Annotated in this window: 22 protein-coding genes; 13 read left to right on the top strand and 9 right to left on the bottom strand. The window is 71.1% G+C overall.

Translation table 11 applies throughout. The features are described 5' to 3' along the window. Nucleotides 1–126 precede the first annotated feature (126 nt). Complete coding sequence (locus ACSDQ9_RS08720) at nucleotides 127–1,098, top strand: DNA-3-methyladenine glycosylase family protein (protein ID WP_435146091.1); 972 nt, start codon at nucleotides 127–129, stop codon at nucleotides 1,096–1,098. 15 nt (nucleotides 1,099–1,113) lie between these two features. Here ACSDQ9_RS08720 and ACSDQ9_RS08715 read toward each other — a convergent pair whose 3' ends face one another. The 6 genes from ACSDQ9_RS08715 to ACSDQ9_RS08690 form a co-directional block, all read right to left on the bottom strand. After that, nucleotides 1,114–2,943 (bottom strand): hypothetical protein, encoded by a 1,830-nt coding sequence (locus ACSDQ9_RS08715; protein ID WP_435146089.1) that lies wholly within the window; start codon nucleotides 2,941–2,943, stop codon nucleotides 1,114–1,116. Beyond that, a complete protein-coding gene (locus ACSDQ9_RS08710; RefSeq protein WP_435146087.1) occupies nucleotides 2,940–4,670 on the bottom strand; it encodes an outer membrane protein assembly factor BamB family protein in 1,731 nt (576 codons plus the stop codon). The genes ACSDQ9_RS08715 and ACSDQ9_RS08710 overlap by 4 nt, the downstream gene beginning before the upstream one ends. Nucleotides 4,671–4,900: 230 nt before the next feature. Next, complete coding sequence (locus ACSDQ9_RS08705) at nucleotides 4,901–6,244, bottom strand: HAMP domain-containing sensor histidine kinase (protein ID WP_435146346.1); 1,344 nt, start codon at nucleotides 6,242–6,244, stop codon at nucleotides 4,901–4,903. Between the two features lie 68 nt (nucleotides 6,245–6,312). Beyond that, nucleotides 6,313–6,999 carry a response regulator transcription factor gene (locus tag ACSDQ9_RS08700; protein ID WP_435146085.1) on the bottom strand — a complete coding sequence of 229 codons (687 nt, stop codon included), beginning with the start codon at nucleotides 6,997–6,999 and terminating at the stop codon, nucleotides 6,313–6,315. Between the two features lie 82 nt (nucleotides 7,000–7,081). After that, nucleotides 7,082–7,921, bottom strand: coding sequence for a Type 1 glutamine amidotransferase-like domain-containing protein (locus ACSDQ9_RS08695; RefSeq protein ID WP_435146083.1), 840 nt, complete (start codon nucleotides 7,919–7,921; stop codon nucleotides 7,082–7,084). Between the two features lie 116 nt (nucleotides 7,922–8,037). Further along, on the bottom strand, nucleotides 8,038–8,661 hold the full coding sequence (locus ACSDQ9_RS08690) for a tetratricopeptide repeat protein (protein WP_435146081.1): 624 nt from the start codon (nucleotides 8,659–8,661) through the stop codon (nucleotides 8,038–8,040). Between the two features lie 281 nt (nucleotides 8,662–8,942). On the opposite strand from ACSDQ9_RS08690, the gene ACSDQ9_RS08685 reads away from it, so the two are divergent. The 9 genes from ACSDQ9_RS08685 (at nucleotide 8,943) to ACSDQ9_RS08645 (ending at nucleotide 17,136) form a co-directional block, all read left to right on the top strand. Continuing rightward, the gene (locus tag ACSDQ9_RS08685; RefSeq protein WP_435146079.1) at nucleotides 8,943–9,443 is read left to right on the top strand and encodes a hypothetical protein; all 501 of its coding nucleotides are present in this window, start codon (nucleotides 8,943–8,945) and stop codon (nucleotides 9,441–9,443) included. Further along, nucleotides 9,443–9,742: a winged helix-turn-helix domain-containing protein gene (locus ACSDQ9_RS08680; protein ID WP_435146077.1), complete on the top strand. Its 300-nt coding sequence runs from the start codon at nucleotides 9,443–9,445 to the stop codon at nucleotides 9,740–9,742. The genes ACSDQ9_RS08685 and ACSDQ9_RS08680 overlap by 1 nt, the downstream gene beginning before the upstream one ends. Nucleotides 9,743–9,885: 143 nt before the next feature. Next, nucleotides 9,886–11,607 (top strand): nitrite/sulfite reductase, encoded by a 1,722-nt coding sequence (locus ACSDQ9_RS08675; RefSeq protein ID WP_435146076.1) that lies wholly within the window; start codon nucleotides 9,886–9,888, stop codon nucleotides 11,605–11,607. Next, nucleotides 11,604–12,467: a phosphoadenylyl-sulfate reductase gene (locus tag ACSDQ9_RS08670; RefSeq protein WP_435146074.1), complete on the top strand. Its 864-nt coding sequence runs from the start codon at nucleotides 11,604–11,606 to the stop codon at nucleotides 12,465–12,467. The genes ACSDQ9_RS08675 and ACSDQ9_RS08670 overlap by 4 nt, the downstream gene beginning before the upstream one ends. A 164-nt stretch (nucleotides 12,468–12,631) precedes the next feature. Continuing rightward, nucleotides 12,632–13,486: a sulfate adenylyltransferase subunit CysD gene (cysD, locus tag ACSDQ9_RS08665; RefSeq protein WP_435146344.1), complete on the top strand. Its 855-nt coding sequence runs from the start codon at nucleotides 12,632–12,634 to the stop codon at nucleotides 13,484–13,486. Beyond that, nucleotides 13,486–14,829, top strand: coding sequence for a sulfate adenylyltransferase subunit 1 (locus ACSDQ9_RS08660; RefSeq protein WP_435146072.1), 1,344 nt, complete (start codon nucleotides 13,486–13,488; stop codon nucleotides 14,827–14,829). Before cysD ends, ACSDQ9_RS08660 begins: the two co-directional genes overlap by 1 nt. Beyond that, on the top strand, nucleotides 14,829–15,365 hold the full coding sequence (locus ACSDQ9_RS08655; protein WP_435146070.1) for a precorrin-2 dehydrogenase/sirohydrochlorin ferrochelatase family protein: 537 nt from the start codon (nucleotides 14,829–14,831) through the stop codon (nucleotides 15,363–15,365). The genes ACSDQ9_RS08660 and ACSDQ9_RS08655 overlap by 1 nt, the downstream gene beginning before the upstream one ends. Before the next feature lie 113 nt (nucleotides 15,366–15,478). After that, the gene (locus ACSDQ9_RS08650; RefSeq protein WP_435146068.1) at nucleotides 15,479–16,444 is read left to right on the top strand and encodes a sulfite exporter TauE/SafE family protein; all 966 of its coding nucleotides are present in this window, start codon (nucleotides 15,479–15,481) and stop codon (nucleotides 16,442–16,444) included. Next, complete coding sequence (locus ACSDQ9_RS08645; protein ID WP_435146066.1) at nucleotides 16,441–17,136, top strand: sirohydrochlorin chelatase; 696 nt, start codon at nucleotides 16,441–16,443, stop codon at nucleotides 17,134–17,136. The genes ACSDQ9_RS08650 and ACSDQ9_RS08645 overlap by 4 nt, the downstream gene beginning before the upstream one ends. Here the strand turns inward: ACSDQ9_RS08645 and ACSDQ9_RS08640 are convergent. Both ACSDQ9_RS08640 and ACSDQ9_RS08635 read right to left on the bottom strand, forming a co-directional pair. Next, nucleotides 17,126–18,073, bottom strand: coding sequence for a LysR family transcriptional regulator (locus ACSDQ9_RS08640; RefSeq protein ID WP_435146064.1), 948 nt, complete (start codon nucleotides 18,071–18,073; stop codon nucleotides 17,126–17,128). The two genes, ACSDQ9_RS08645 and ACSDQ9_RS08640, sit on opposite strands and share 11 nt — an antisense overlap. Nucleotides 18,074–18,333: 260 nt before the next feature. Further along, the gene (locus tag ACSDQ9_RS08635; protein WP_435146062.1) at nucleotides 18,334–18,714 is read right to left on the bottom strand and encodes a phage holin family protein; all 381 of its coding nucleotides are present in this window, start codon (nucleotides 18,712–18,714) and stop codon (nucleotides 18,334–18,336) included. 82 nt (nucleotides 18,715–18,796) lie between these two features. On the opposite strand from ACSDQ9_RS08635, the gene ACSDQ9_RS08630 reads away from it, so the two are divergent. From ACSDQ9_RS08630 to fumC, 3 genes are read left to right on the top strand one after another with little or no spacing between them, the layout of a single operon-like run. Then, nucleotides 18,797–19,111: a putative quinol monooxygenase gene (locus ACSDQ9_RS08630; protein WP_435146060.1), complete on the top strand. Its 315-nt coding sequence runs from the start codon at nucleotides 18,797–18,799 to the stop codon at nucleotides 19,109–19,111. A 25-nt stretch (nucleotides 19,112–19,136) separates the two neighbouring features. Next, nucleotides 19,137–19,808: a hypothetical protein gene (locus ACSDQ9_RS08625; RefSeq protein WP_435146058.1), complete on the top strand. Its 672-nt coding sequence runs from the start codon at nucleotides 19,137–19,139 to the stop codon at nucleotides 19,806–19,808. Between the two features lie 17 nt (nucleotides 19,809–19,825). Further along, nucleotides 19,826–21,253, top strand: a complete 1,428-nt coding sequence (gene fumC, locus ACSDQ9_RS08620) for a class II fumarate hydratase (RefSeq protein ID WP_435146057.1) — start codon at nucleotides 19,826–19,828, stop codon at nucleotides 21,251–21,253. A 152-nt stretch (nucleotides 21,254–21,405) separates the two neighbouring features. On the opposite strand, the gene ACSDQ9_RS08615 is transcribed toward fumC, so the two are convergent. Beyond that, nucleotides 21,406–21,726 (bottom strand): 5'-nucleotidase C-terminal domain-containing protein, encoded by a 321-nt coding sequence (locus ACSDQ9_RS08615; RefSeq protein WP_435146055.1) that lies wholly within the window; start codon nucleotides 21,724–21,726, stop codon nucleotides 21,406–21,408. Between the last annotated feature and the right edge of the window lie 36 nt (nucleotides 21,727–21,762).

Raw genomic sequence — 21,762 nt, 5'->3', positions numbered from 1 at the left:
ATACTCGATCGTCCCGATCGCCAACCCCCGATCGCCAACCCCCGATCGCCAACTCCCGGGGGTGGGAGCCAGCAGCCCCACCCTAGCGGTCGGGCCCCCGGCGACCGGCCGGTTACAGTGGCGCTCATGTCATCCGCGGCCCCCCAGCGACGCCTCGTCGTCGGGCTCGCCGTGGGGTTGGACGACAACCTGTCTCGGCATCAACGGGGTGCCGACCTGACCCACCGCCAGCGGCGCGGCAGCTGGTGGCGAGCCACGACCACGCCCGAGGGGCCCGCGCTGGTGCAGGTGAAGGCGGCCGGCGGTGATGTCGAGGTGATCGCCTGGGGCGAGGGCGCCGCGTGGGCGCTCGACCAGGCTCCGCGGTTGCTCGGCGACCACGATGACCTCGCGCGCATCCCGGTGGACCATCCGCTCCGGATCCACCCGCTGGTGGGCCCGCTGGCGCGCCGGCACCTGCGGCCGATCGGGGCCTCCCACCTGGTGGCCGAGGCGCTGGCACCCACGATCCTCGAGCAGAAGGTGACCGGCGCCGAGGCGTTCTCGGCGATCCGCACCCTGGTGCGCCGGTACGGCACGCCGGCTCCCGGGCCGGCCAGCGGGACGGATGCCACCCATCCGGCCGCCGGCATGTTCTGCCCGCCGACCGCCGTGCAGTGGGCGACGATTCCCAGCTGGGCCTACCTGCAGGCGGGGGTCGAACCCCGCCGGGGGCAGGTGGTCGTCCGCACGCTCGGCCGGGCCGCCAGCCTGCAGCGACTGCTCGACCGCACCCTCAGCTCGGGCACCGCGGCGGCCGCCGAAGCGCTGGGCGCCGCCCTGCGCTCGCTGCCGGGCATCGGTCCTTGGACGACCGCCCGGGTGCTGCAGGCGGTGGTGGGCGACCCCGACGCGTGGAGCATCGACGACTACCACGTGCCCGGTTGGATCAGTTGGAACCTGACGGGAGTGAAGGGCGACTCGGCTGCCGCGGCCGCAGCGCTGGAACCATTCGCCGGGGATCGCTACCGGGTGGAACTGCTGCTAGGTCACGGCGGGCGCCGCCCCGAGCGGCATGGCCCGCGGCGCAGCCTGCCCACCCACCTGCCCCAGCGTTGAGCCCCGACGCGTGGGTCAGTCGTCCTGGTGGAAGGTGAACGTGGTCACCAGGAACGGCGCCACCAGCACCGCCAGCAGCAGCGGGGTGCCGAGGAAGGCCTCACCCGTGCCCTCCCACAGGCTCGAGACCAGCAGGTCGTGATGGCCCCCCGACAGCGCGATCACGGCCAGCGTGGTGGTGGCGAGCAGGGTGTTGGCGACCAGCAGCAGCACCCTGCTGGCGCGCGGGAACGCCCGCGAATCACCCTGGGCCATCGAGCCGTCGGTCAGCAGGCGCCAGGCCAGCCCCGCCAGCACCAGTCCCGAGGCGGAGACGGCCCCGACGATCGTCGACGGGTCGGAGAGCACGGCCCGGCCCTGGAATGCGGTCGCCACCAGCCACACCACCCAGATCGCCAACAGGGTGCCGTTGTGCAACCGACGACGGACGACCGCCACCACGAACCACACCCAAGCCGCCAGCGAGGTGTAGGTGGTGATGGCCTCGACCGACCACCCCAGCAGCAGGCGGTCTCCCGAAACGCGGTTCACGAACGACAGTCCCCAGACGGCGACCATGGCGGCGGCCAGCAGTCCGAAGTGGGCCTGTCCGCGGCGGGTGCGGCGCCAGGCCCACCAGGCGAACACGAGGGCGGCCCCCAGCCGCGTGAGGGTGCGGAACCAGGCCGAGCTCAGCGCTCGTCCGGCCGCCTCGCCGGCGGAGACCACGGCGGCGGGCCCGTGCAGGGCCTGCACCATCGCGGTCGTCTTGACGACGATGTCGTAGGGGAACAGCGGCAGCGCCAGCATGAATCCGAAGAGCAACAGGAACGGGTTCCAGGCCTCGGCCAGCGTCGACGGCATGCCGACGGGCCAGACGTTGCGAGGGTCGTCCCGCAGCGCCCTCGACGAACGCCACATCAGCCACGCGCCGCCCGCTGTCACCACCACGATGATGGCCGACCCGATCAGCACCGGGGCGTACCACTCGAGCCCCGGGTCGAGCACTCGCCGAGCGATCGACCACAGCTGCCACACGCCCGTGAGCAGCACCAGCGCGAGCAACCACCGGTTCAGGAACGAGCCGCCGAGGTTGCGCACCGAGTGCGCGAACCACTGGCCGGCGGTGACCGCGACCTCGGTGGCGGAGTAGCCGGCCGCCGCGACAGCGGGGTACGACAGCGAGGCCAGCGCCAGGGTGATGGTCAGGCTCTGCAGCCCCCGCAGGTCGACCCCGAGACCGCTGAACGGGGAGTTCCACAGCGGGAACTGCACGGTGGCGGTCACCAGCACCCAGATGAGCAGGAACTGCCAGATGCTCCAGCCGCGCCGCCGCACCACCAACGGCATGAACAGCAGCACCAGGGCGGTCACGAGTCCCAGCAGCAGACCCAGGGGATTCGTGGCTCCGGGGATCAGCAGCAGCGTCGGGCACACCACCAGCCACACCAGGCCGGCGATCGCCGGATGGGTGTGCACGCTCGCGGTGAACAGCAGTGAGACCACCAAGATCGACAGCCACAGGAACAGGGTCGGCCCCCACTGCGGCAGCACCATGAACTCGTCGGTCGCCACCAGCGTCGAGTGCCGTCGGATCACCGACCCGAAGGTCGCCACCAGCCCGGTGACCACGATCGCCGCCAGCCCCACCACGGCCACCAACCGCAAGCCGGGCGACCAGCTGCGCCACTCGGGTCGTCCGTCGCGCACCGGGGTGACGAACACGTGCACGAACGTCTGCACCAGCACCTGCCAGAGCTTCGGTCCGCGCCGCGCGGGGTCGTCCTCGAAGGCCGGACGAGGGGCCCGCACGGGCGCCCCCGGGTGTTCGCCGGGCGGGTCGGGAAGGTGGTGGTAGATGGTCATGCCGGCCGCCCCCACAGATCGATCACCGTGCTGCCGCTGACGGCGACGGCGGGGCCCTGACCGCGCAGAATCTCCCGGCTGTTCGCGGGCGTGGCCGACATGGTTCCGCTGGCCACCACCCGGTCGCCCGACCAGAGGCGCCAGGTGGCGCCGTCGAGCGAGACCACGGCCTCGCCGACCCCCGCACCGCCCGTGAGCGAGCTCATCGCCCGGGTGTCGCCGCCCACCCGGGCCACCAACCGGCCCGTGCGCGCGTCGAGCAGTCGGGTGCCCCGATCGGTCGCGAGCAGCACCCGGTCGGGGGTCGTCCCCACGCCCCCTGAGGTGCCCGCCGACCAGTGGACGAGCGCCTGCCGCACGTTCATCTGCGAGTCGGTGTAGCGCCACTGCACCGCGCCGGTGAGGTCGAAGCCGACGGCCTGGCCGGTCGCGTCGGCGACCACCACGGTGGTGCCGGCCACGGCGACGGCGTCGGCCTGACCCGACATGGTGGTGTCGAAGACGGGGGTGCCGGTCTCGGCATCGAACACCTGCACGTGCTCACCGGCGACGGCCGCCACCACGGTGGGGCCGCTCCCGCCCACCGCCGGGATGGCGGGTTCGCCGACGCCGAGGTCGCGCTGCCAGACGAGGGCGCCGGTGTCGATGCGCCGCACCTGCAGGGACCCGCTCGTGGTCTGCACCGCGAAGGTGTCGTCGCCGACGCGCGCCAGTTGGTCGGGGGCATCGGGCAGGTCGATCGTCCATCGTCGCCAGCCGTGGGAGTCGTACGCGACTGCCTGCTTGGACGTCGTGCCGACCACCACCAGATCGCCGAACGCCGCCAAGGTGCGGGGCTGGCCCCCGGGGTGCCGTACGAGGGTGATGGGAATGCTGGGCATGATGCCCAGCCCGCCCGTCACCGGTGGCGAGTCTGCGGGCGGGTCGTCGGCGAAGACGAGATCGTCGCCCACCATCGAGTGGACGACCGTGCCCGCGCGGGTCAGACCGACGCCCGCGATCGTGGTCAGCACCACCGGGCTGCCGGCCCGGCTGAGCTGCAGGCGCCTGGGGCCGGCATCGAGGGGACCGGCGAAGGTCAAGGCGGTGGTGTCAGGCGCCTCGGGTGGGGTGGCCCGCTCGTCGACGGCCACCCCCTCGAAGGCCGAGGTCGCCGTGACCCCGCGGCCGGGGCAGCGGGTCTCGGTGGTGGTGGCCGGGTCGTTGCCCTGTCTTGTCTCGGTCAGAGTGATGCGCAGGCAGCCGTTCTCGCCGGCGCTCACCGACCCGGAGGTCGACCACGTCTGGGTGCCCTTGCCGCTGGGGGTGCGGGTGGTGCCCGACTGCGTCCAGGTCTGCCCCGCCCGCGGCCGGGCGGGCACCTCGATCAGGCCAGGGGAGCGCACGACGTAGGAGTCGCCACTCACCTCGGCCAGCGTGGTCAGCCCTTCGGGGCCGAGCTCCTGAAGGCGCTCCCGGGTGACGCCCGAGGGGGTCGTCCGACGTTCGATCAGGTAGCTGCGGTCGGGGTCGTCGGCGAGCTTGCCGGCGAACAGGAAGGCCGGGTGGCTCACGCTGAAGGCGGCGGACCCGCGGTAGTGGGCGGTCTCGAGCTGCACGACCTGGCGACCGGCGCGGGCCAACGTCACGCTGGTGCCGTCGCCGCCGACGAACCGCTCTGCGCCCGCGCCCGGCAGGTCACCGGACGAAGCGGTGAGGGCGGCCGTGGCGAAGGAGAAGGCGAGCACCACCGCCAGGGCGACGGCCTGCGGGGCGGTGGCGGGGGGTCGCTTGGGTGCTGGGGGCGCCGGGGGTGGTGGGGGCGCGGGAGGGGGTGGCGGAGCGGACCAGTGCTGGGGTGACCTGTTCTGGGGAGACCTGTTCTGGGGAGACCTGTTCTGGGGTGACCCGGGCGGCGGCGACCAGGGCTGGGGCTGCTGCCCGCCCGGAGGTGGTTGCCAGGTCTGGTTCACGGGGCTCAGGCCTCGTCGAGGGGGCGTTGGCTGCCGGGCAGGGTCACCGTGAACTCCGCGCCACCCTCGGCCGACCGGCCCGCCCGCACCGTGCCACCGTGGGCCTCGACGGTGTGGGCGACGATCGACAGGCCGAGCCCCGTACCGGGGGTGTTGCGGGCACGATCCGAGCGGAAGAACCGGTCGAACACGTGTGGCAGGTCTTCGTCGGCGATGCCGGGCCCTTGGTCCGAGATGCGCAGCCGGTCGCCCTCGAGGTGCACCCGGATGGTGCCCGAGGGGGGCGAGAACTTCACGGCGTTGTCGAGCAGGTTGGTGACCGCGCGTTCCAGATTGTCCGACTCGCCGAGCAGGTAGAGCGGGTTGAGTTCCACGTCGAACGTCAGGCCCGGCCCGCGCCGCCGCGCCCGCACGACGGCAGAACGCACCACCTCGGCGAAGTCGAGCGGCTCGCGCGCCACCGCCACCTTGTCGTCGCGACTCAGCTGCACCAGGTCGCCGACCAGCGAGGTGAACTCTCCGAGGGCGGCCGCGACATCGTGCAGGATCTCCGAGCGGGCGCCCGGGGGCAGCATGCCGGTCTTGTCGTCCGCGATCATCAACTCGACATTGGTGCGCATCGAGGTGAGCGGAGTGCGCAGTTCGTGACCGGCGTCGGCGATCAGTCGCTTCTGCCGCTCACGCGAACTGGCGAGCGAGTTGAGCATCGTGTTGAACGACTCGGTCAGGTTGCCGAGGTCATCGGACTGCGCGATCTGGATGGGCCGCAGGTCGTCCGTCTCGGTGATCCTGGCCACGGCATGGGCGAGCTGGCGCAGGGGACGCATGGCGGATCGTCCGAGCGCCCAACCCAGCGCACCGAGCGCCACCACCCCGACCGCGCCGACCAGCACGAGCACCAGGGTGAGCTGGCTCAGGGTGGCGTCGGTGGGGGCGAGCGGCTGGGCCACCAGCAGGGCGTAGTACTGACCGTCAATCGTCAGGGGGGTCGCGAGCACGCGCCAGCGTTCACCCCGGACGATCTGGGTGTGCGCGGGGGCGGAATGCTGGGTGCGGGCCACCGCCAACTCCTGCGGACCCGGCGTGAGCACGGGGTCCTGCCCGGGCAGCGAGGTCACCTGACCGTCGGCGCGCACCAGCAGCAGGGTCGCCTGCGTGGGTGAGAGGGCATCGGCCGTGAGCCCGCCCATGTTCTCCAGGTCACCTTGGATGGGCGTGGCGAAATGGCCGCTCATCGACTCGAGTTCCTGGTCGAGATGGTGGTAGAGCGACCACCGCGTGCTCGCCCAGGCCGCGCCGCCCACGAGGATGACGGCCAGCACCAAGCCGACCACCATCATCGAGACCATCCGGCGGCCGAGCGGTGCGGGGCGCGACGACGACCACGACGGCGCGAGACGGCGGGTGAGCCAGTCGATCACGGGGGAGTTTCGCGCAACACGTAGCCGATGCCGCGCACCGTGTGGATGAGCCGGCTCTCGCCCTCACCCTCGGTCTTGCGGCGCAGGTAGCCGATGTAGACCTCGAGCGAGTTGGCGGTGGTCGGGAAGTCGAAGCCCCACACCTCGTTGAGCAGCCACCCGCGCTCGAGCACGCGGCGGGGGTGCTCCATGAACACGTTGAGCAGGGCGAACTCGGTGCGCGTCAGGCTGATGCGGCGACCGTTGCGCGTCACCTCGCGGGTCTGGGGGTCGAGGTGCAGGTCGGCGAAGGTGAGCGATTCGGAGCTCTGCTCGGGCTCGGGGCGGCTGCGACGAGTGAGCGCGCGCAGTCGGGCGAGCAACTCGTCGAGCGCGAACGGCTTGACCATGTAGTCGTCGGCGCCGGCGTCGAGACCGTCGACCCGATCGCCCACCGCGTCCCGCGCGGTCAGGATCAGGATGGGCACGTCGTTGCCGCCGCCGCGCAGCATGCGGGTGGTCTCGAGGCCGTCGAGCCGGGGCATCATCACGTCCATGACCACCGCGTCGGGGCGAACGGCGGACAGTTTCGCCATCGCCTCGAGACCGTCCTGGGCCGTGGTCACCTCGTAGCCCGAGTACTGCAGAGAACGCGCCAAGGAATCCCGCACGGCTTGGTCGTCGTCCACCACCAGAATCTGCATGAGGCTACCTTGCCATGTCAGGCCGCAAACGTGGCACCCGGACGGGCCGGTCGGGGCGACCTCGCCGCCTCGGCGGGCCGGGTCAGGGGAGGGTGGGCGCCGTGGGGGGCTCCTCGGTGCGGACGAGCACCCCGTGGGCCTCCTTCGAGAACCAGCGCAGGCGGCCTCGTCCGAGGCGGTGGGTGCGCCCGGACGAGGGCTCGACCACCAGGGCGGTGCCCTCGTCGATGGAGACGGCGTGACCGGCGAGGTTGCGCTCGAGGGCCGAGATGACGATGCCCTCGTTCGACCACTCGTCGGTGTGCACCTGCACGAGGGTGCTGATCAGCGCGAGGCCGTCCGTGACGGTGAGGTCGTGCAGGTCTTCGGCCGCGTAGTCCTGCTGCACGCGGATGCCGTCGGCGAACTCGCCCCCGACCAGCGCATGCCGGCTGGCGATCGAGGCGCCCGCCGAGAAGCCGAGGTAGGGGAGTCCGCGGCGGACGGCGTGCGCGATCACGTCACGGTGGGGGGTCAGGCTGTGCAGGTAGCCCGGGGTCCAGCCGCCGCCGACGATGATGGCCGCGGCGCGGGTGAGGTCAGGGAAGGTGGGGGCGGGGGCGGGGGCGTCGTCCGTGGTGGGAGTGTCGTCCGGGGTGTGGCGTTCGGGGGTGGTTTCGAATGACGGGTTCGCCAGGAAGGCGTCATTGGGGCGAAGCTCGACCACCTCGAACGTGGCCTCGGGCCAGCGGGACGTGATCGGGTCGGCGTAGCCCGGCAGCAGGTCGCGCACGTCGAGGTCGCCGTCGTCGGGGGTGACCAGCAGGCAGACCACGATCGGGCCGGGTTCGCCGCCGCGCTCGCGCACCTCGGTCACGAACGAGTCCCAGACGGGGTCGAGGCCGTCGGCCGAGGGTCCGCTTCCCACCAGGTGAATCGTCATGGGGCCGATGCTAGTCGCGTGCCGCCCGCGCGCCGATCCGTTCTGGCGCCCCCGTGCGAGTTCTTGACACCTGATGGCAAGAACTCGCACGGTGCCGCCAATTCGGATCGGTGAGCTCAGGTGAGCAGGGCCAACTCCTCGTCGACGTAGCGGTCGTCGCCCCCCTCGGCGTCGAGTTGCTCCTTCAGCTCCCGCTGGATCTCCAGGGCTTCGTCGCGGCGGCCGAGGTTGCGCAGCGTCCAGGCCACCATCCACCGGGCCACGCGGATGGCCTCGGGATCACCGATCCGCCGGCGTGCTGCCAGCGCCTGCTCGAACACGGGCAGGGCGTGGTCGAAGTCGCCCCGGTCGGCAAGATTCATGCCCAGGTTGTTGAGCAGCGAGGCGTCCCAGTTGCGGGCGGCGGGGTCGGTTGCCACACCAGCCCGGACGATGGCCTCGCGGTGCAGGCGGTCGCTCTGATCGGGTGGAGCGACCAGGGCCTGCATGTGTCGGGCGTCGAGCTCGAGTTCCTCGAAGCCAGCCTCGCCGGCCATGGCGATGGCTCGCTCGAACAGGGGCCGGGAACCCTCGGGGTCGCCGGCGCTGCGCAGCAGGCGTCCGCGTTCGAGCACGATCCGCACCCCCGCCTCGTCGGCCGCCTCGTCGTGGGCGGCCTCGTCGTGGGCGGCCTCGTCGGCGAAACGTTGCTCGGACGCCGCTGGATCGGAGAAGTCCCATACGGGGCGCGGTTGGATCACCCCACAAGTCTGCCGCGGGTGACAGATGAACGAGCAGGGACGGGGGCCCGGGTGCGTCGTGGGCCCCGCCACACCCACCCAGGTGTGTGAACTGCGCACCCGAGTGGGCCTTCATTGCTCAGGCGGGGAACGAACCCCGTTTCGGGTGCGCATTTCACACACCTGCCGCGGGGAAGAGCAGTCGCACTCGAAAGTACTTGCCAAAGTGGAAAGTACTTGTCAGGATGGTGGGACACGACCCGAGCGATCGACACCCAGAAGCACGGAACAGGAGAATCACCATGAACCCCACCCCTTCCCCCATCACTCCCGACACTCCCGAGGGCATCACCGCAGCCCAGGCTCGCGAGGCCCTGGCCGCGGCCGAGTCGGTGAACCCCACCACCGGGTCGCACGTGCGCCGCCTGCAGTTCTTCTGCATCGCGGTCGGCGCCGCCATGGCTGCCGTGCTGGTGCTGGTGCGGGCGACCATCGCCTCCGACGTCGCCCGCTTCCCCGTGTTCATTGCTGGCATGGCGGTCTACGGAGCCCTGATCGTCGCCTTGGTGATGTTCCAGCGCAGGGTTGGCAGCCTTCCCAAGGGCTGGGCCCGTTACTGGATCGGTGGGTTCGCCGTCACCACGGCGCTCTACGCGGTCTGGATCTCGGTCGTGTCCAGCGGCGGCGCCGCCGATCCCGCGTCGTGGTGGCTGGTGGCCGTCGCTGCGATCACCGTCGTGCTGCCCGGCGCGGTCGCCGCCGTCCTCATCGGGCGCTCCGCCGCCAAGGCCGGGGTCGCCTGATGAGCACCCACGCCCGACACCAGTTGGACGACACGATCCACGCGCCCGTGAGGTTCAGCATCGTGGCCGCACTGAGCAAGGTCGACGAGGCCGACTTCGCCACCGTGCGCGACGCCATCGAGGTCTCGGACTCCGTGCTGTCCAAGGCGGTGTCGGTGCTCGAGCAAGCCGGCTACGTGAAGGTCCGCAAGGGTTTCGTCGGCAAGCGTCCGCGCACCTGGCTGTCGCTCACCAAGGTCGGGGAGGCCGCCTACCGCTCCCATGTCGCCGCCCTGCGGGCGATCGCCGACCAGCTCTGACCCGATCCGACCCCTGGGCCGAGACGACCGCAGGGCTGGGGCCGACCCCGGCGATCGCTCCCGTCCTCCCTAGCCAGCGGCCCTCGTCCCACGATGCGGGCGCCAGTTATAGACAGTTCATATGGCATCAATAACATGTGCTTATGACTCAAGCGACCACCACGCCGACCCCCGAGCACACCGGGGCCCGCACCCGCGGCCCCCGTGCGGGCACCAACAACGGGCAGTGGCTGGTCAACGGGCGCGAACCGCTCAACGCCAACGAGGTGTTCAAGGCCGAGTCCGACGTGCTCGAGGTGCGGACGCGCATCATCGAGACCTACGCCAAGCAGGGCTTCGACTCCATCGATGGCAACGACCTGCACGGCCGCTTCCGCTGGTGGGGCCTGTACACCCAGCGCAAGCCAGGCATCGACGGCGGTCGCACGGCGCAGCTCGAACCCCACGAGCTCGAGGACAGCTACTTCATGATGCGCGTCCGCCTCGACGGCGGCGCCCTCACCCACGCCCAGGTGCAGACCCTCGCCGAGATCTCGCGTGACCACGCCCGCGGCACCGGCGACATCACCGATCGCCAGAACCTGCAGTACCACTGGATCCAGATCGAAGACGTGCCCACCATCTGGAACAAGCTCGAGGCCGTCGGCATGCGCACCGTCGAGGCCTGCGGTGACTGCCCCCGCGTCATCCTGGGCTCCCCGGTGGCCGGTGTCGCCGCCGACGAACTGATCGACCCGAGCCCGGCGATCGACGAGATCCTGCGCACCTACATCGGCGACCCCGAGCTCGCCAACCTGCCGCGCAAGTTCAAGTCGGCCATCACCGGTCACCCCAGCCACGACGTGGTGCACGAGATCAACGACGTGTCGTTCGTGGCCGTCGAGCACCCCGAGTTCGGCATCGGTTACGACCTGTGGGTCGGCGGCGCGCTGTCGACCACCCCCCGGCTCGCCGAGCGCCTGGGCGTCTTCGTGCGCCCGGACGAGGTGGCCGAGGTCTGGTACGGCGTCACCCGAATCTTCCGCGACTACGGCTATCGCCGCCTGCGCAACAAGGCCCGCCTGAAGTTCCTGCTGAACGACTGGGGCACCGAGAAGTTCCGCCAGGTGCTGCAGGACGAGTACCTGCAGCGCGCGCTGCCCGACGGCCCCGAGGCCCGCCCCAACGGCGCCGCGAGCGACCACATCGGTGTGCACACCCAGAAGGACGGCAACCACTACGTCGGCGCGGCCCCCACGGTGGGCCGGATGGGCGCCGACACCCTGCAGGGCATCGCCGACCTGATGGCCACCCTGGGCACCGACCGGGCCCGGTTCACGCCTCACCAGAAGCTGTTGCTGCTCGACATCACCCCCGAGCGGCTCGACGAGGCCGTCGCCGGCCTCGAGGCCCTCGGCCTGCAGACCCGCCCCAGCGCGTTCCGCCGCGGCACCATGGCCTGCACGGGCATCGAGTTCTGCAAGCTCGCCATCGTCGACACCAAGGACACGGCGACCGAGGCGGTCAAGGTGCTCGATGAGCGACTGGCCGACCTCGAACTGAGCGAGGCGCTCACCCTGCACCTCAACGGCTGCCCCAACTCGTGCGCGCGCATCCAGACCGCCGACATCGGCCTGAAGGGCCAGTTGGTGATGGACGACGCCGGTCAGCAGGTTCCCGGCTTCCAGGTGCACCTCGGCGGAGGTCTCGCGACCCACGGTCGTCCGGAGGCCGGTCTGGGACGCACCGTGCGCGGACTCAAGGTGACAGCCGACAACCTGACTGACTACGTGGAACGCGTCGTGCGCCGCTGGCACGGGGAACGCACCGACGGCGAGACCTTCGCCGCGTGGGTGCATCGAGCAGAAGACGAGGCCTTGGTATGACCCTCACCCCCTTCCGGACGCCGACGCATCCGGCCACCCCCCGCGACCTACCGGCCACCGTCACCGAGCGCCCCCTGTGGGCCCAGCCGCAGCGCTTCGAACACGAGGGCATCTTCGCGTCGCTGCGCACCGAACCGCGCGAGCGCCAGCGCAGCCGCGAGGAACTGCGCACGCTCGCCGACGCGGGCAACCGGCTGTTCGCCGACCCCAGCGGACGATCCCGAGCTGGTGCCGACGAGGTCATCTCGTGGGCCGCGGAGGCCTTCGGGCATCGTGTGGCGGTGGCCTGCTCGATGGCCGCCGACACGGTGCTCGCCCACCTGGTGAGCGCCGCCATCCCGGGGGTGGACACGCTGTTCCTCGAGACCGGCTACCACTTCCCCGAGACCCGTGGCCTGCGCGCCGAGTTGCCGCTGGCCATGCCGGTGACGGTCATCGACGTGCTGCCCAAGCAGACCGTCGCCGAGCAGGACGCCGAGTACGGGCCGAAGCTTCACGACCGCGACCCCGCCCTGTGCTGCCAGCTGCGCAAGGTCGAACCGCTGGCCGAGGAACTGCAGGGCTACGAGGCCTGGTTCACCGGGGTGCGCCGCGACGAGGCCCCCACCCGCGCCACGACCCCGCTGGTGAGCTTCGACGAGCGCCACGGCCTGGTGAAGATCAACCCGCTGGCCTACTGGAGCTTCGACGACGTCATCGACTACGCCGAGGCACATCAGGTGCCGGTGAACCCGCTGCTGGGCGAGGGGTACCCGTCCATCGGCTGCGCTCCCTGCACCCGCCGTGTCGCCCCCGGCGAAGACCCCCGCGCCGGCCGTTGGGCCGGCCTGGCCAAGACCGAGTGCGGAATCCACCTGTGAGGAACCCGACGACCGTGACCCCGACGACTGTGACCGCCGCGACTGTGACCCCGGCGACTGTGACTGGCACCCGACAGCTCGACGCCCTCGACCTGGCGACCCGAGACGGCGAGGGCGCCCTCGAGACCCCCGTCGACAACCTCGGCCTGTTGGAGGCCGAGGCGATGCTCGTGATCCGCGAGGTGGTGGCCGAGCTCGAGCGCCCGGTGATCCTGTTCTCGGGCGGCAAGGACTCGGCGGTGCTGCTGCACGTCGCCCTCAAGGCGTACTACCCGGCCAAGCCGCCGATCACGTTGCTGCACGTCGACACCGGCCACAACTTTCCCGAGGTGCTCGACTACCGCGACCGTCAGGTTGAGCGGTTCGGGCTGAGGCTCGAGGTCGCCCGCGTGCAGGACTACCTGGACGACGGCCGCCTCACCGAGCGCACCGACGGCACCCGCAACCCGCTGCAGACCGTGCCGCTGCTCGACGCCATCGCCGAGCACCGCTTCGACGCGGTCTTCGGGGGTGCCCGCCGCGACGAGGAGAAGGCGCGCGCCAAGGAGCGGATCGTCAGCCTGCGCAACGAGTTCGGGCAGTGGGATCCCCGCGGTCAACGCCCCGAACTGTGGAGCCTGTTCAACCCCAGGCATCGTCCGGGTGAGCACGTGCGCGTGTTCCCGCTGTCGAACTGGACCGAGCTCGACATCTGGCGCTACATCGAGCGCGAGCAGATCGAGTTGCCCAGCCTGTACTTCGCTCATGAGCGCGAGGTGTTCAGCCGCGACGGCATGTGGTTGGCGGTCGGCGAGCACAACACCGTTCGCGCCCACGAGACCGTCGTCACCCGCACCGTGCGCTACCGCACGGTGGGCGACATGTCGTGCACCGGTGCCGTGGAGTCCGACGCCGCCAGCGTCGACGACATCGTGCGCGAGACCGCCCTGTCGACCGTGTCGGAGCGCGGCGCCACCCGCGCCGATGACCGCATCACCGAGGCAGCCATGGAAGACCGCAAGAAGGAGGGTTACTTCTGATGAGCACCTCAACCCTGCTGCGACTGGCCACGGCCGGCAGCGTCGACGACGGCAAGTCGACCTTGGTCGGGCGCCTGTTGCACGACTCGAAGGCCGTGATGGCCGACCAGCTCGAGGCCGTCGAGCGCGCCAGTCGTGACCGCGGTCTCACCGCCGCCGATCTCGCCCTGCTCACCGACGGGTTGCGCGCCGAGCGCGAACAGGGCATCACCATCGACGTCGCCTACCGTTACTTCGCCACGGCGCAGCGCTCGTTCGTGCTCGCCGATTGCCCCGGCCACGTGCAGTACACCCGCAACACGGTGACCGGGTCGTCCACCGCCGACGTGGTGGTGCTGCTGGCCGACGTGCGCCACGGCATCGTCGAGCAGACCCGGCGTCATCTGGCGGTGGCCGCACTGTTGCGGGTGCCGCACGTGATCGTCGCCGTCAACAAGATCGACCTGGTCGACTACTCGGCCGAGAAGTTCGCCGCCGTCGACACCCAGGTGCGCGAGCTCGCCGCCCAGCTCGGGGTCGCCAACGTGCACACCATTCCCGTCTCGGCACTGGCCGGCGACAACGTGGTGGACGAGTCGTCGCGCACCCCCTTCTACGACGGACCCTCGCTCTTGCACCTGCTGGAGCAGTTGCCGATCGAGGCCGAGGAGTTGGCCGCCGATCGGCACGTGCGCCTGCCCGTGCAGACGGTGATTCGTCCGCAGCAGGGTGCCCGCGACCCCCGGTTCGTCGAGTACCGCGGTTACGCCGGCCCGATCGTGCAGGGCAGCCTGTCGGTCGGCGACCCGATCACGGTGCTGCCCTCGGGGCGCCGCTCCACCGTCACCGGGATCGCCATCGGAGACCGTGAGGTCACCACCGCCACCGCACCCCTGTCGGTGGCGGTCGAACTGGCCGACGACATCGACATCGCCCGTGGCGACGTGCTGGTCGGCGGCGAACAGCCGGTCAACGCCCGCGATCTCGACGCCACCGTCTGCTGGCTCTCGGAGCGTCCGCTCCGCCCCCGGGCCAGGCTGCTGCTCAAGCACCTCACCCGTACCACGCAGGTGGTGGTCGACGACATCACCGGCGTGCTCGACCTCGACACGTTGGTCACCGGCCCGGCCGACACGCTCGGCCTCAACGATCTCGGACGAGTGCGCCTGCGCCTGGCCAACCCTGTCGTCGCCGAGCCGTACAGCGATTCCCGCCGCACTGGGGCCTTCCTGCTGATCGACCCGAGTGACGGATCGACGCTGGCTGCCGGCATGATCCGCGAGGCCCGCGACCCCGATGCCGCCGACGAGGCCGAGCGCGACCTCGCCGCGCGCAGCCAGGCCTCCCAAGACTGGATCATCTGATGGTCCGCACCGGGGGAACCGAGCCCGAGCTCGCGCCGTTGTGGCTCGACCTGGCGGGCCGCCGGGTCACGCTCGTGGGTGGCGGACGAGTCGCCGCCCGCCGCGCCGCGGGCTTCCTCGCCGACGGCGCCCGGGTGCTGGTGATCGCCCCGGAGTTGGCCCCCGAACTGGTCGAGCTGGTGGAGCGGGGGCTCGTCCGCTGGGTCGAACGGCCCTATCGCGGGTCGGCCGACCTCGAGGGTGCCTGGTTGGTGCATGCCGCGACGGGCGATCTCGACGTCGATCTCGCCGTCGCCGACGATGCCGAGGACCGGCAGACGTTCTGCATCGTCGCGTCGCGCTCGGCGTTGGGTACCGCCGCCGTGCCCGCCCGCACCGCGACCACCACCTCGACCGGCACCGTGCAGGTGGCCGTGCACGGTGGGGGTGATCCCCGCCGCTCCGTCGCCGTGCGCGACGCGGTGGCCACGATGTTGTGTACCGGCGGGGTCGACCTGAGTCCCCGTCGCACCCCAGCCTCCCGACACGTCGCCTGAGCCCCGCCCCGGCCCGGCACCTCGTCCCCGAACAACACGACAACCGGTCTTCGCGGACGGCCCCACACTCTCGAGCCCCACGGCTTACCCTGTGCTCCCGGAAGGAGCCTGCCATGCGCAAACTCATCGGTCTGGCCATCGTCGGCCTCATCGCCCAACTCGTCGACGGAGCCCTCGGCATGGGCTACGGCGTCACCTCGACCTCACTGCTGTTGATCGCCGGCCTGACGCCGGCCGCCGCGTCGGCCTCGGTGCATCTGGCCGAACTCGGCACCACGCTCGTCTCGGGCGTCTCGCACCACCGGTTCGGCAATGTCGACTGGAAGCTGACCGTGCGGTTGGGCATCCCCGGCGCGATCGGTGCGTTCCTCGGCGCCACCGTGCTGGCCCGACTCTCGACCGAGGCGGCCACGCCGATCATGTCGGGGCTGTTGCTGCTGCTCGGCGTGTACCTGCTGAGCCGCTTCGTCCGGGTCGCCGGGCACGCCCAGGTGATTCGTCCCGGTCGACTGCACACCGGCTTCCTCACCCCGCTCGGGTTGGTCGGCGGCTTCGTCGACGCCACCGGAGGCGGAGGCTGGGGGCCGGTCTCGACCACCACCCTGCTGGTGGTCGGTCGCACCAAGCCGCGCACCGTGGTCGGCTCGGTCGACACCTCGGAGTTCCTGGTCACGCTGTTCGCCTCGCTCGGGTTCCTGATCGGGCTGGGCACGGCCGGCATCAACTACGGGTTCGTGCTGGCGCTGCTGCTCGGCGGCCTGGTCGCCGCGCCGATCGCCGCCTTCCTGGTGAGCCGGCTTCCCGCGGCGGTGCTGGGCACCGGTGCGGGTGTGCTGATCGTGGTCACCAACCTGCGCACTCTGCTCAAGGCCGGTGGCGTCGCCGCCGACCTGCGCACCATCGTGCTGACGCTGGTGGGCGCCGTTGGCCTGCTCGTGCTCGGTGTCGCGGTGCAGCGTCACCGGGCTCGGGTGCAGCGCGAGAACGCCGAGGCCGAGCAGTTGGAGGCCGAACTGTTCCAGGCCTCGCTGGCCGAGGCCGCCGCCCCCGACGAGGGCCAGGAGGTCACGGCCCGATGAGCCGTCCGATCGTCATCGCCGCGCACGGAACCCGCTCCGACGAGGGGCAACGGACGACCGCTACGGTCGCCCGTGCCCTCGCCGAGGCCACCGGCGCGGCGGTGACGATCGGCTGGATCGACGTGCTCGAACCCGGTCTGGACGAGGTGGTGGCCGGCCTGGACGAACCCGTCATCGTGCCGTGGCTGGTGGGTGGCGGCTTCCACCTGCAGGTCGACGTGGCGCGAGCCGCCGCGGCCCATCCCGCGGCCACGGTGCTGGCTCCGGTCGGGGACTCAGCGGGGCTGATCGAGGCGCTCGCCGAGCGGGCCGTCGAACGGCTGGTCGGTTCGTCGTCCGACGATCGGACGATTGCCCTGCTCTGGGCCGGCTCGCGCATGCCCGTCGCCCAGCAGCGGGTGGCGGCGATCGCGGAGCGGCTCTCGGAGCGGCTCGGTCGGGTGGTCGAGCCGGTGGCGCTGGCCGCCGCCGAGGTGTCGGCCGCCGAGCGGCTGGCGCAGCTGAGTTCGGCAGGGACTGACGGCGGGACTGACCCCGTGGCCGTCGGGTTGCTGCTCGCTCCCGGGTACTTCCACGATCTCGCCCGGGCGGTGGCCGACGTCACCGACCCGATCGGCGCACACCCGGCCCTGGTGGCGGCCGTCGCCGAGCAGTACCGGGCCGAGCAGTACCGGGCCGAGCTCAGCCGCTGACGGCCTGCTGGGCCAGCTTCTCGCGGGATGGCACCGCCTTGGACGCATTGCAGCGCAGGGCGTCAAGGGTCGCGGCGACCGCGGGCACGCGCTCGAGATCCTCGGTGGTGAGCACGTGGATCTCGCGGACGGTCGTCTCGGCCAGCGGCTTCACCACCACGTCGTCGTTGTGGGTGGAATGCCTGATCAGGTCGGGGATCAGCGCCACACCGAGGCCGGCGGCGACGAACCCCTGAACCGCCACGTAGTCCTCGGTCTCGAACGACAGCTTCGGCTGGAAGCCGGCGTCGCTGGCCACCTGCAGCAGGTGCCCCCGGCAGCGCGGGCAGCCGGCGATCCAGTCCTCGTCGGCCAGGTCGGCCATCGACACCACACTCTCGTCGGCGAGCGCGTGGTCGCGGGGCAGGGCGACCCGCACCTCCTCGGTGAGCAGGTGGTGCACGACGAAGTCCTCGAGATCTTCGCCGCGGCCGACCGGTGAGCCGGGGTAGGAGAAGGCCACCGCCAGATCGCACTCGCCGGCACGCAGCGCGGCGATGGACTCGGGCGGTTCGGCCTCGGTGAAGGTGACCTGCACACCCGGGTGTTCCCGACGCACGTGGCGCAGGGCCTGCGGCACCAGGGTCACCGAGCTCGACGGGAAGGCCATCAGCCTCACCCGGCCCGAGCGCAGGCCGGTGATGGCGGCGATCTCCTCCTCGGCGGTGGTCAGCGCCGACATCACGGGAACGGCGGCGCGCGACAGCACCTGACCGGCCTCGGTGAGGCGCACGCTTCGTCCGACGCGCTCGACCAGCACCGTGCCGAGGCGCTGCTCGAGGCGCTTGACCATCTGCGAGATGGCGGGTTGGGAGTAGCCGAGGTGCAGGGCGGCGGCGGTGAAGCTGCCGTGCTCGTCGATGGCGCGGATCACGCGCAGTCCGGCGGCGTCAATCATGCGCCCATTCTATAAGCCTGTGTTATCGAAATCGAGCGAATGCCGTCGCGCGACGATGGTTCCCTCGCTCGAGGCGGGCCGGCTCCACGCGGGATCCTCGGCTCGGCTGGCCCCCGAACGGCCCTCTCGAGCGCGCCTCCCCCGATCGAACCGATCCATAACGGCGTTACCCTGGGCGTTCTAGCCACCTCATGGCAAGAACTCGCAGGGTAACGCCGTTTCGGATCGGTGTGCCCGCGGCACGAGTGGCCGCCCTCAGCTCAGTCGCGTCCGCGCTTGCGGTCGTCGGTGAACACCAGGCCCGCCGCCCAACTCGCGAGGGCCACGATCACCGCGCCCCACAGCGCCGACGCCCACGAGCCCACGTGGAATCCGAGCCCGACCTGGGCCGCCACCCATCCGGTGAGCTTCAGCATGGCCGCGTTCACCACGAACGAGAACAACCCCAGCGTGAGAATGATGAACGGCAGTGAGATCACCTGCAACAGCGGCTTGATCAGGGCATTCACCACTCCGAAGATGACCGCCACGATGGCGACGGCGATCACCTTGGTCTGGGTGTCACCGGTCAGCCAGATGCCCCCCACCAGCCAGACGGCGGCGAGCAGGGCCACGACGTTGATGCAGAAGCGAGCAATCATGCCTCCACGGTAGGTCGCGCGTTGCCCGCCCGAACCCCGGAGCGGCCCCGATTCGTCCCCGACATCGGCGAGGATGGGCACCATGACGATCAATGTGCTGTGCATCTTCCACGCCATCCCCGAACACCGCGACGAGCTCAAGCGCCGCCTCGAGGTGATGGCCGCCGCCACCCAGGCCGAGGAGGGCTGCCTGCTCTACGCCCTGCAGGAGGGCGCCGACGACCCCAACGTGCTCGGTTTCGTCGAGAAGTGGGAGTCGGACGAGGCCCTCGCCCGCCACCTGCAGCAGCCCCACGTCGTCGATGGTGGCGACGAGCGCCGCGCCATGATGTCGCAGCCGGGCGTCGTGGTGAAGACCCGCAACGCCGACGACTCGCCCTGGCCGGTGGGCCTCTGAGCCACTCCGAGCCGAGGCGGGCCGCATGATCAGCTGGCAGCTGGTCGGTGCGCTGGTCGCACTGGCCGTGGCAGGCTTCGACCCCTTCGGCGCCCTGGCCCTGCTCGCCGTGATCGCTGGCGGAGCGTCCCGCCGCGCGGTCGCGGCGTTCACCGCGGCCGCCTCGGCCGTGATCCTCGGCTGCGCGGTGGTGGTCGATGCCCTGGCCCGCACCCTGCTGCCCGAGGGGCTGCCCCACGTGCCCCGGATCGTCTGGGGGGTCGTCGAGGGCATCGCCGCCGTCGGCCTGGTGGCATGGGGGCTGGTCAGGCTGCGCGGCCGTTCGTCCCGCCGTGAGGGCACCCTCAGCGGACGACGCGCCGTCGGTCTGGGCCTGGCCGGAGCCGCCTACGGGCTGACGGTGTTGCTCGACCCGGCGTTCTGGGGGCTGGTCGCGCTCGTCCATCGTCTGGGGGAGGGGTCGGCCGTCGGCATGGCCGTGGTCTGGTGGGTGATCGCGCAGTCGCCCCTGATCGTGCTGACGCTGGCCGTGGTGGTCGGCGCCGGCGAGCGCGCCGCCGGGCGTCTGCGCCGTCTCTGGCGCCGGTGGGGGCCGGTGCTCGGAGCCGTCACCACCGTGCTGGTGCTCGTGTGCGGGGCGGCGCTGGCGGTCGACGTGGTGGTTTGGGCCACCACCGGGTCGTTCGTGGTGGGCTGATTGCCTAGGCTGGCCCCATGACTGAACAGGCCACCACCGACGCCGGGCTCCGCCACGAATCCGATTCCATGGGCACCATCGAGGTTGCCGCCGACCGCTACTGGGGCGCCCAGACCCAGCGCAGCATCGGCAACTTCCCGATCGGGCGCGACACCTTCGTGTGGGGCCGGACGATGATCCGTTCCCTCGGCGTGCTCAAGCTGGCCGCGGCCAAGGCCAACGCCGAGCTCGGCCAGCTCCAGGCCCTGGACGAGACCCAGATCGCCGCCCTCGAGCAGGCCGCCACCGAGGTGATGAACGGTGACCTCGACGACCACTTCCCGCTGGTCGTCTTCCAGACCGGCAGCGGCACCCAGTCGAACATGAACTCCAACGAGGTGATCTCGAACCGGGCCATCGAGATCCTCGGGGGCGAGCTGGGGTCGAAGAAGCCCGTGCACCCCAACGACCACGTCAACCGCGGTCAGTCGAGCAACGACACCTTCCCGACCGCGATGCACATCGCGATCGTGCTCGAGTTGCACGAGAAGCTCTACGACCAGGCCCAGGAGCTGCGCGACGTGCTCGCCGACAAGGCCGCCCAGTTCACCGACCTGGTCAAGGTCGGACGCACCCACCTGCAGGACGCCACCCCCATCACCCTGGGGCAGGAGATCGGTGGCTGGGTGGCCCAGCTCGACTTCGCCCTCGAGCAGGTGCGCCACGCCGAGTTGGGGCTGGCCGATCTGGCCATCGGCGGCACCGCCGTCGGCACGGGCCTGAACGCTCACCCGCAGTTCGGTGCCACCACCGCCCGCCACATCTCGGACCTGACCGGGCACGAGTTCCGGCAGGCGTCCAACCTGTTCGCCTCGCTGTCGGCGCACGACGCCCTGGTGAACGCCTCGGGTGCGCTGCGGGTGCTCGCCATGGCCGCCATGAAGATCGCCAACGACGTGCGCTGGCTGGCGTCGGGCCCCCGCAACGGCATCGGCGAGATCACCATTCCCGAGAACGAGCCGGGCAGCTCGATCATGCCGGGCAAGGTGAACCCCACCCAGTGCGAGGCGCTCACCATGGTCGCCACCCGGGTGTTCGGCAACGACGCGACGGTGGGCTTCGCCGGTAGCCAGGGCAACTTCCAGCTCAACGTCTACAAGCCGGTGATGGCCCACGCGGTGCTCGAGTCGATCCGACTGCTGGGCGATTCGTTCGCCGCGTTCACCGAGCACTGCGCCGCCGGCATCGAGCCGAACCGCGAGCGGATCGACGCGAACTTGGCCTCGAACCTGATGCAGGTGACCGCCCTCAACCGCCACATCGGCTACGACAATGCGGCCGCCATCGCGAAGAAGGCCCACAAGGAGGGCACCTCCCTGAAGGAGGCCGCGCTGGCGTCGGGTCACGTCACCGCCGAGGAGTTCGACCAGTGGGTCGTCCCCCTCGACATGACGCACCCCAACTGAGGCTCCTGGGAATCGGGCACCGGTCACCGGGCACCCCACCGCGTTTGCCCTGCGAACGTGCCTTTGCCCCCGTTCCAACAAGGGCAAACGCACGCTCGAGAGGCAAACGCGGTCTGGGGATCAGCCCGACGCGGCCTGGGGATCAGCCGGTCTCAGGCGGTCACCTGCACCGGCGTCGCGCCGAACACCAGTCGCCAGTCGACGGCGTGGAACTCGCTGGGGTCGATCACGCCGTGCGAGGTGACCCAGTCGATGATCAGCTGCCTGATCTCGTCCTGCCGGTTGTAGACCACCGGCGCGGTGGTGACCCCCGGGAAGTTGCCGCCGCCGGTCTGCCGGTAGTTGTTGATGGCGATCACGAACGTCTGGTCGTCACTCACCGGCGCGCCGCCGTGGGCCAGGTTGCGAACCCGCCCGCCGGCCGGCACCGACAGGTCGATGTCGTAGGTCAGCGGCTGGTCGAGCCCACCCATCACGTCGTCGTTGTAGTCGGGCGTGCCGGCGGGTGC

It is taken from the genome of Aestuariimicrobium soli (genome assembly GCF_051192575.1).
In the GTDB taxonomy this organism is placed as follows: domain Bacteria; phylum Actinomycetota; class Actinomycetes; order Propionibacteriales; family Propionibacteriaceae; genus Aestuariimicrobium; species Aestuariimicrobium soli.
This window is presented reverse-complemented; position numbering and strand designations above follow the sequence as displayed.

Coding starts and splice junctions, on each gene's coding strand:
- ACSDQ9_RS08720 (WP_435146091.1), top strand. CDS start 127: ATGTCATCCGCGGCCCCCCAGCGACGCCTCGTCGTCGGGCTCGCCGTG.
- ACSDQ9_RS08715 (WP_435146089.1), bottom strand. CDS start 2,943: ATGACCATCTACCACCACCTTCCCGACCCGCCCGGCGAACACCCGGGG.
- ACSDQ9_RS08705 (WP_435146346.1), bottom strand. CDS start 6,244: ATGGTCTCGATGATGGTGGTCGGCTTGGTGCTGGCCGTCATCCTCGTG.
- ACSDQ9_RS08700 (WP_435146085.1), bottom strand. CDS start 6,999: ATGCAGATTCTGGTGGTGGACGACGACCAAGCCGTGCGGGATTCCTTG.
- ACSDQ9_RS08695 (WP_435146083.1), bottom strand. CDS start 7,921: ATGACGATTCACCTGGTGGGAAGCGGACCCTCGGCCGACGGCCTCGAC.
- ACSDQ9_RS08685 (WP_435146079.1), top strand. CDS start 8,943: ATGAACCCCACCCCTTCCCCCATCACTCCCGACACTCCCGAGGGCATC.
- ACSDQ9_RS08680 (WP_435146077.1), top strand. CDS start 9,443: ATGAGCACCCACGCCCGACACCAGTTGGACGACACGATCCACGCGCCC.
- ACSDQ9_RS08675 (WP_435146076.1), top strand. CDS start 9,886: ATGACTCAAGCGACCACCACGCCGACCCCCGAGCACACCGGGGCCCGC.
- ACSDQ9_RS08670 (WP_435146074.1), top strand. CDS start 11,604: ATGACCCTCACCCCCTTCCGGACGCCGACGCATCCGGCCACCCCCCGC.
- cysD (WP_435146344.1), top strand. CDS start 12,632: ATGCTCGTGATCCGCGAGGTGGTGGCCGAGCTCGAGCGCCCGGTGATC.
- ACSDQ9_RS08660 (WP_435146072.1), top strand. CDS start 13,486: ATGAGCACCTCAACCCTGCTGCGACTGGCCACGGCCGGCAGCGTCGAC.
- ACSDQ9_RS08655 (WP_435146070.1), top strand. CDS start 14,829: ATGGTCCGCACCGGGGGAACCGAGCCCGAGCTCGCGCCGTTGTGGCTC.
- ACSDQ9_RS08650 (WP_435146068.1), top strand. CDS start 15,479: ATGCGCAAACTCATCGGTCTGGCCATCGTCGGCCTCATCGCCCAACTC.
- ACSDQ9_RS08645 (WP_435146066.1), top strand. CDS start 16,441: ATGAGCCGTCCGATCGTCATCGCCGCGCACGGAACCCGCTCCGACGAG.
- ACSDQ9_RS08640 (WP_435146064.1), bottom strand. CDS start 18,073: ATGATTGACGCCGCCGGACTGCGCGTGATCCGCGCCATCGACGAGCAC.
- ACSDQ9_RS08635 (WP_435146062.1), bottom strand. CDS start 18,714: ATGATTGCTCGCTTCTGCATCAACGTCGTGGCCCTGCTCGCCGCCGTC.
- ACSDQ9_RS08630 (WP_435146060.1), top strand. CDS start 18,797: ATGACGATCAATGTGCTGTGCATCTTCCACGCCATCCCCGAACACCGC.
- ACSDQ9_RS08625 (WP_435146058.1), top strand. CDS start 19,137: ATGATCAGCTGGCAGCTGGTCGGTGCGCTGGTCGCACTGGCCGTGGCA.
- fumC (WP_435146057.1), top strand. CDS start 19,826: ATGACTGAACAGGCCACCACCGACGCCGGGCTCCGCCACGAATCCGAT.
- ACSDQ9_RS08615 (WP_435146055.1), bottom strand. CDS start 21,726: ATGGGTGGGCTCGACCAGCCGCTGACCTACGACATCGACCTGTCGGTG.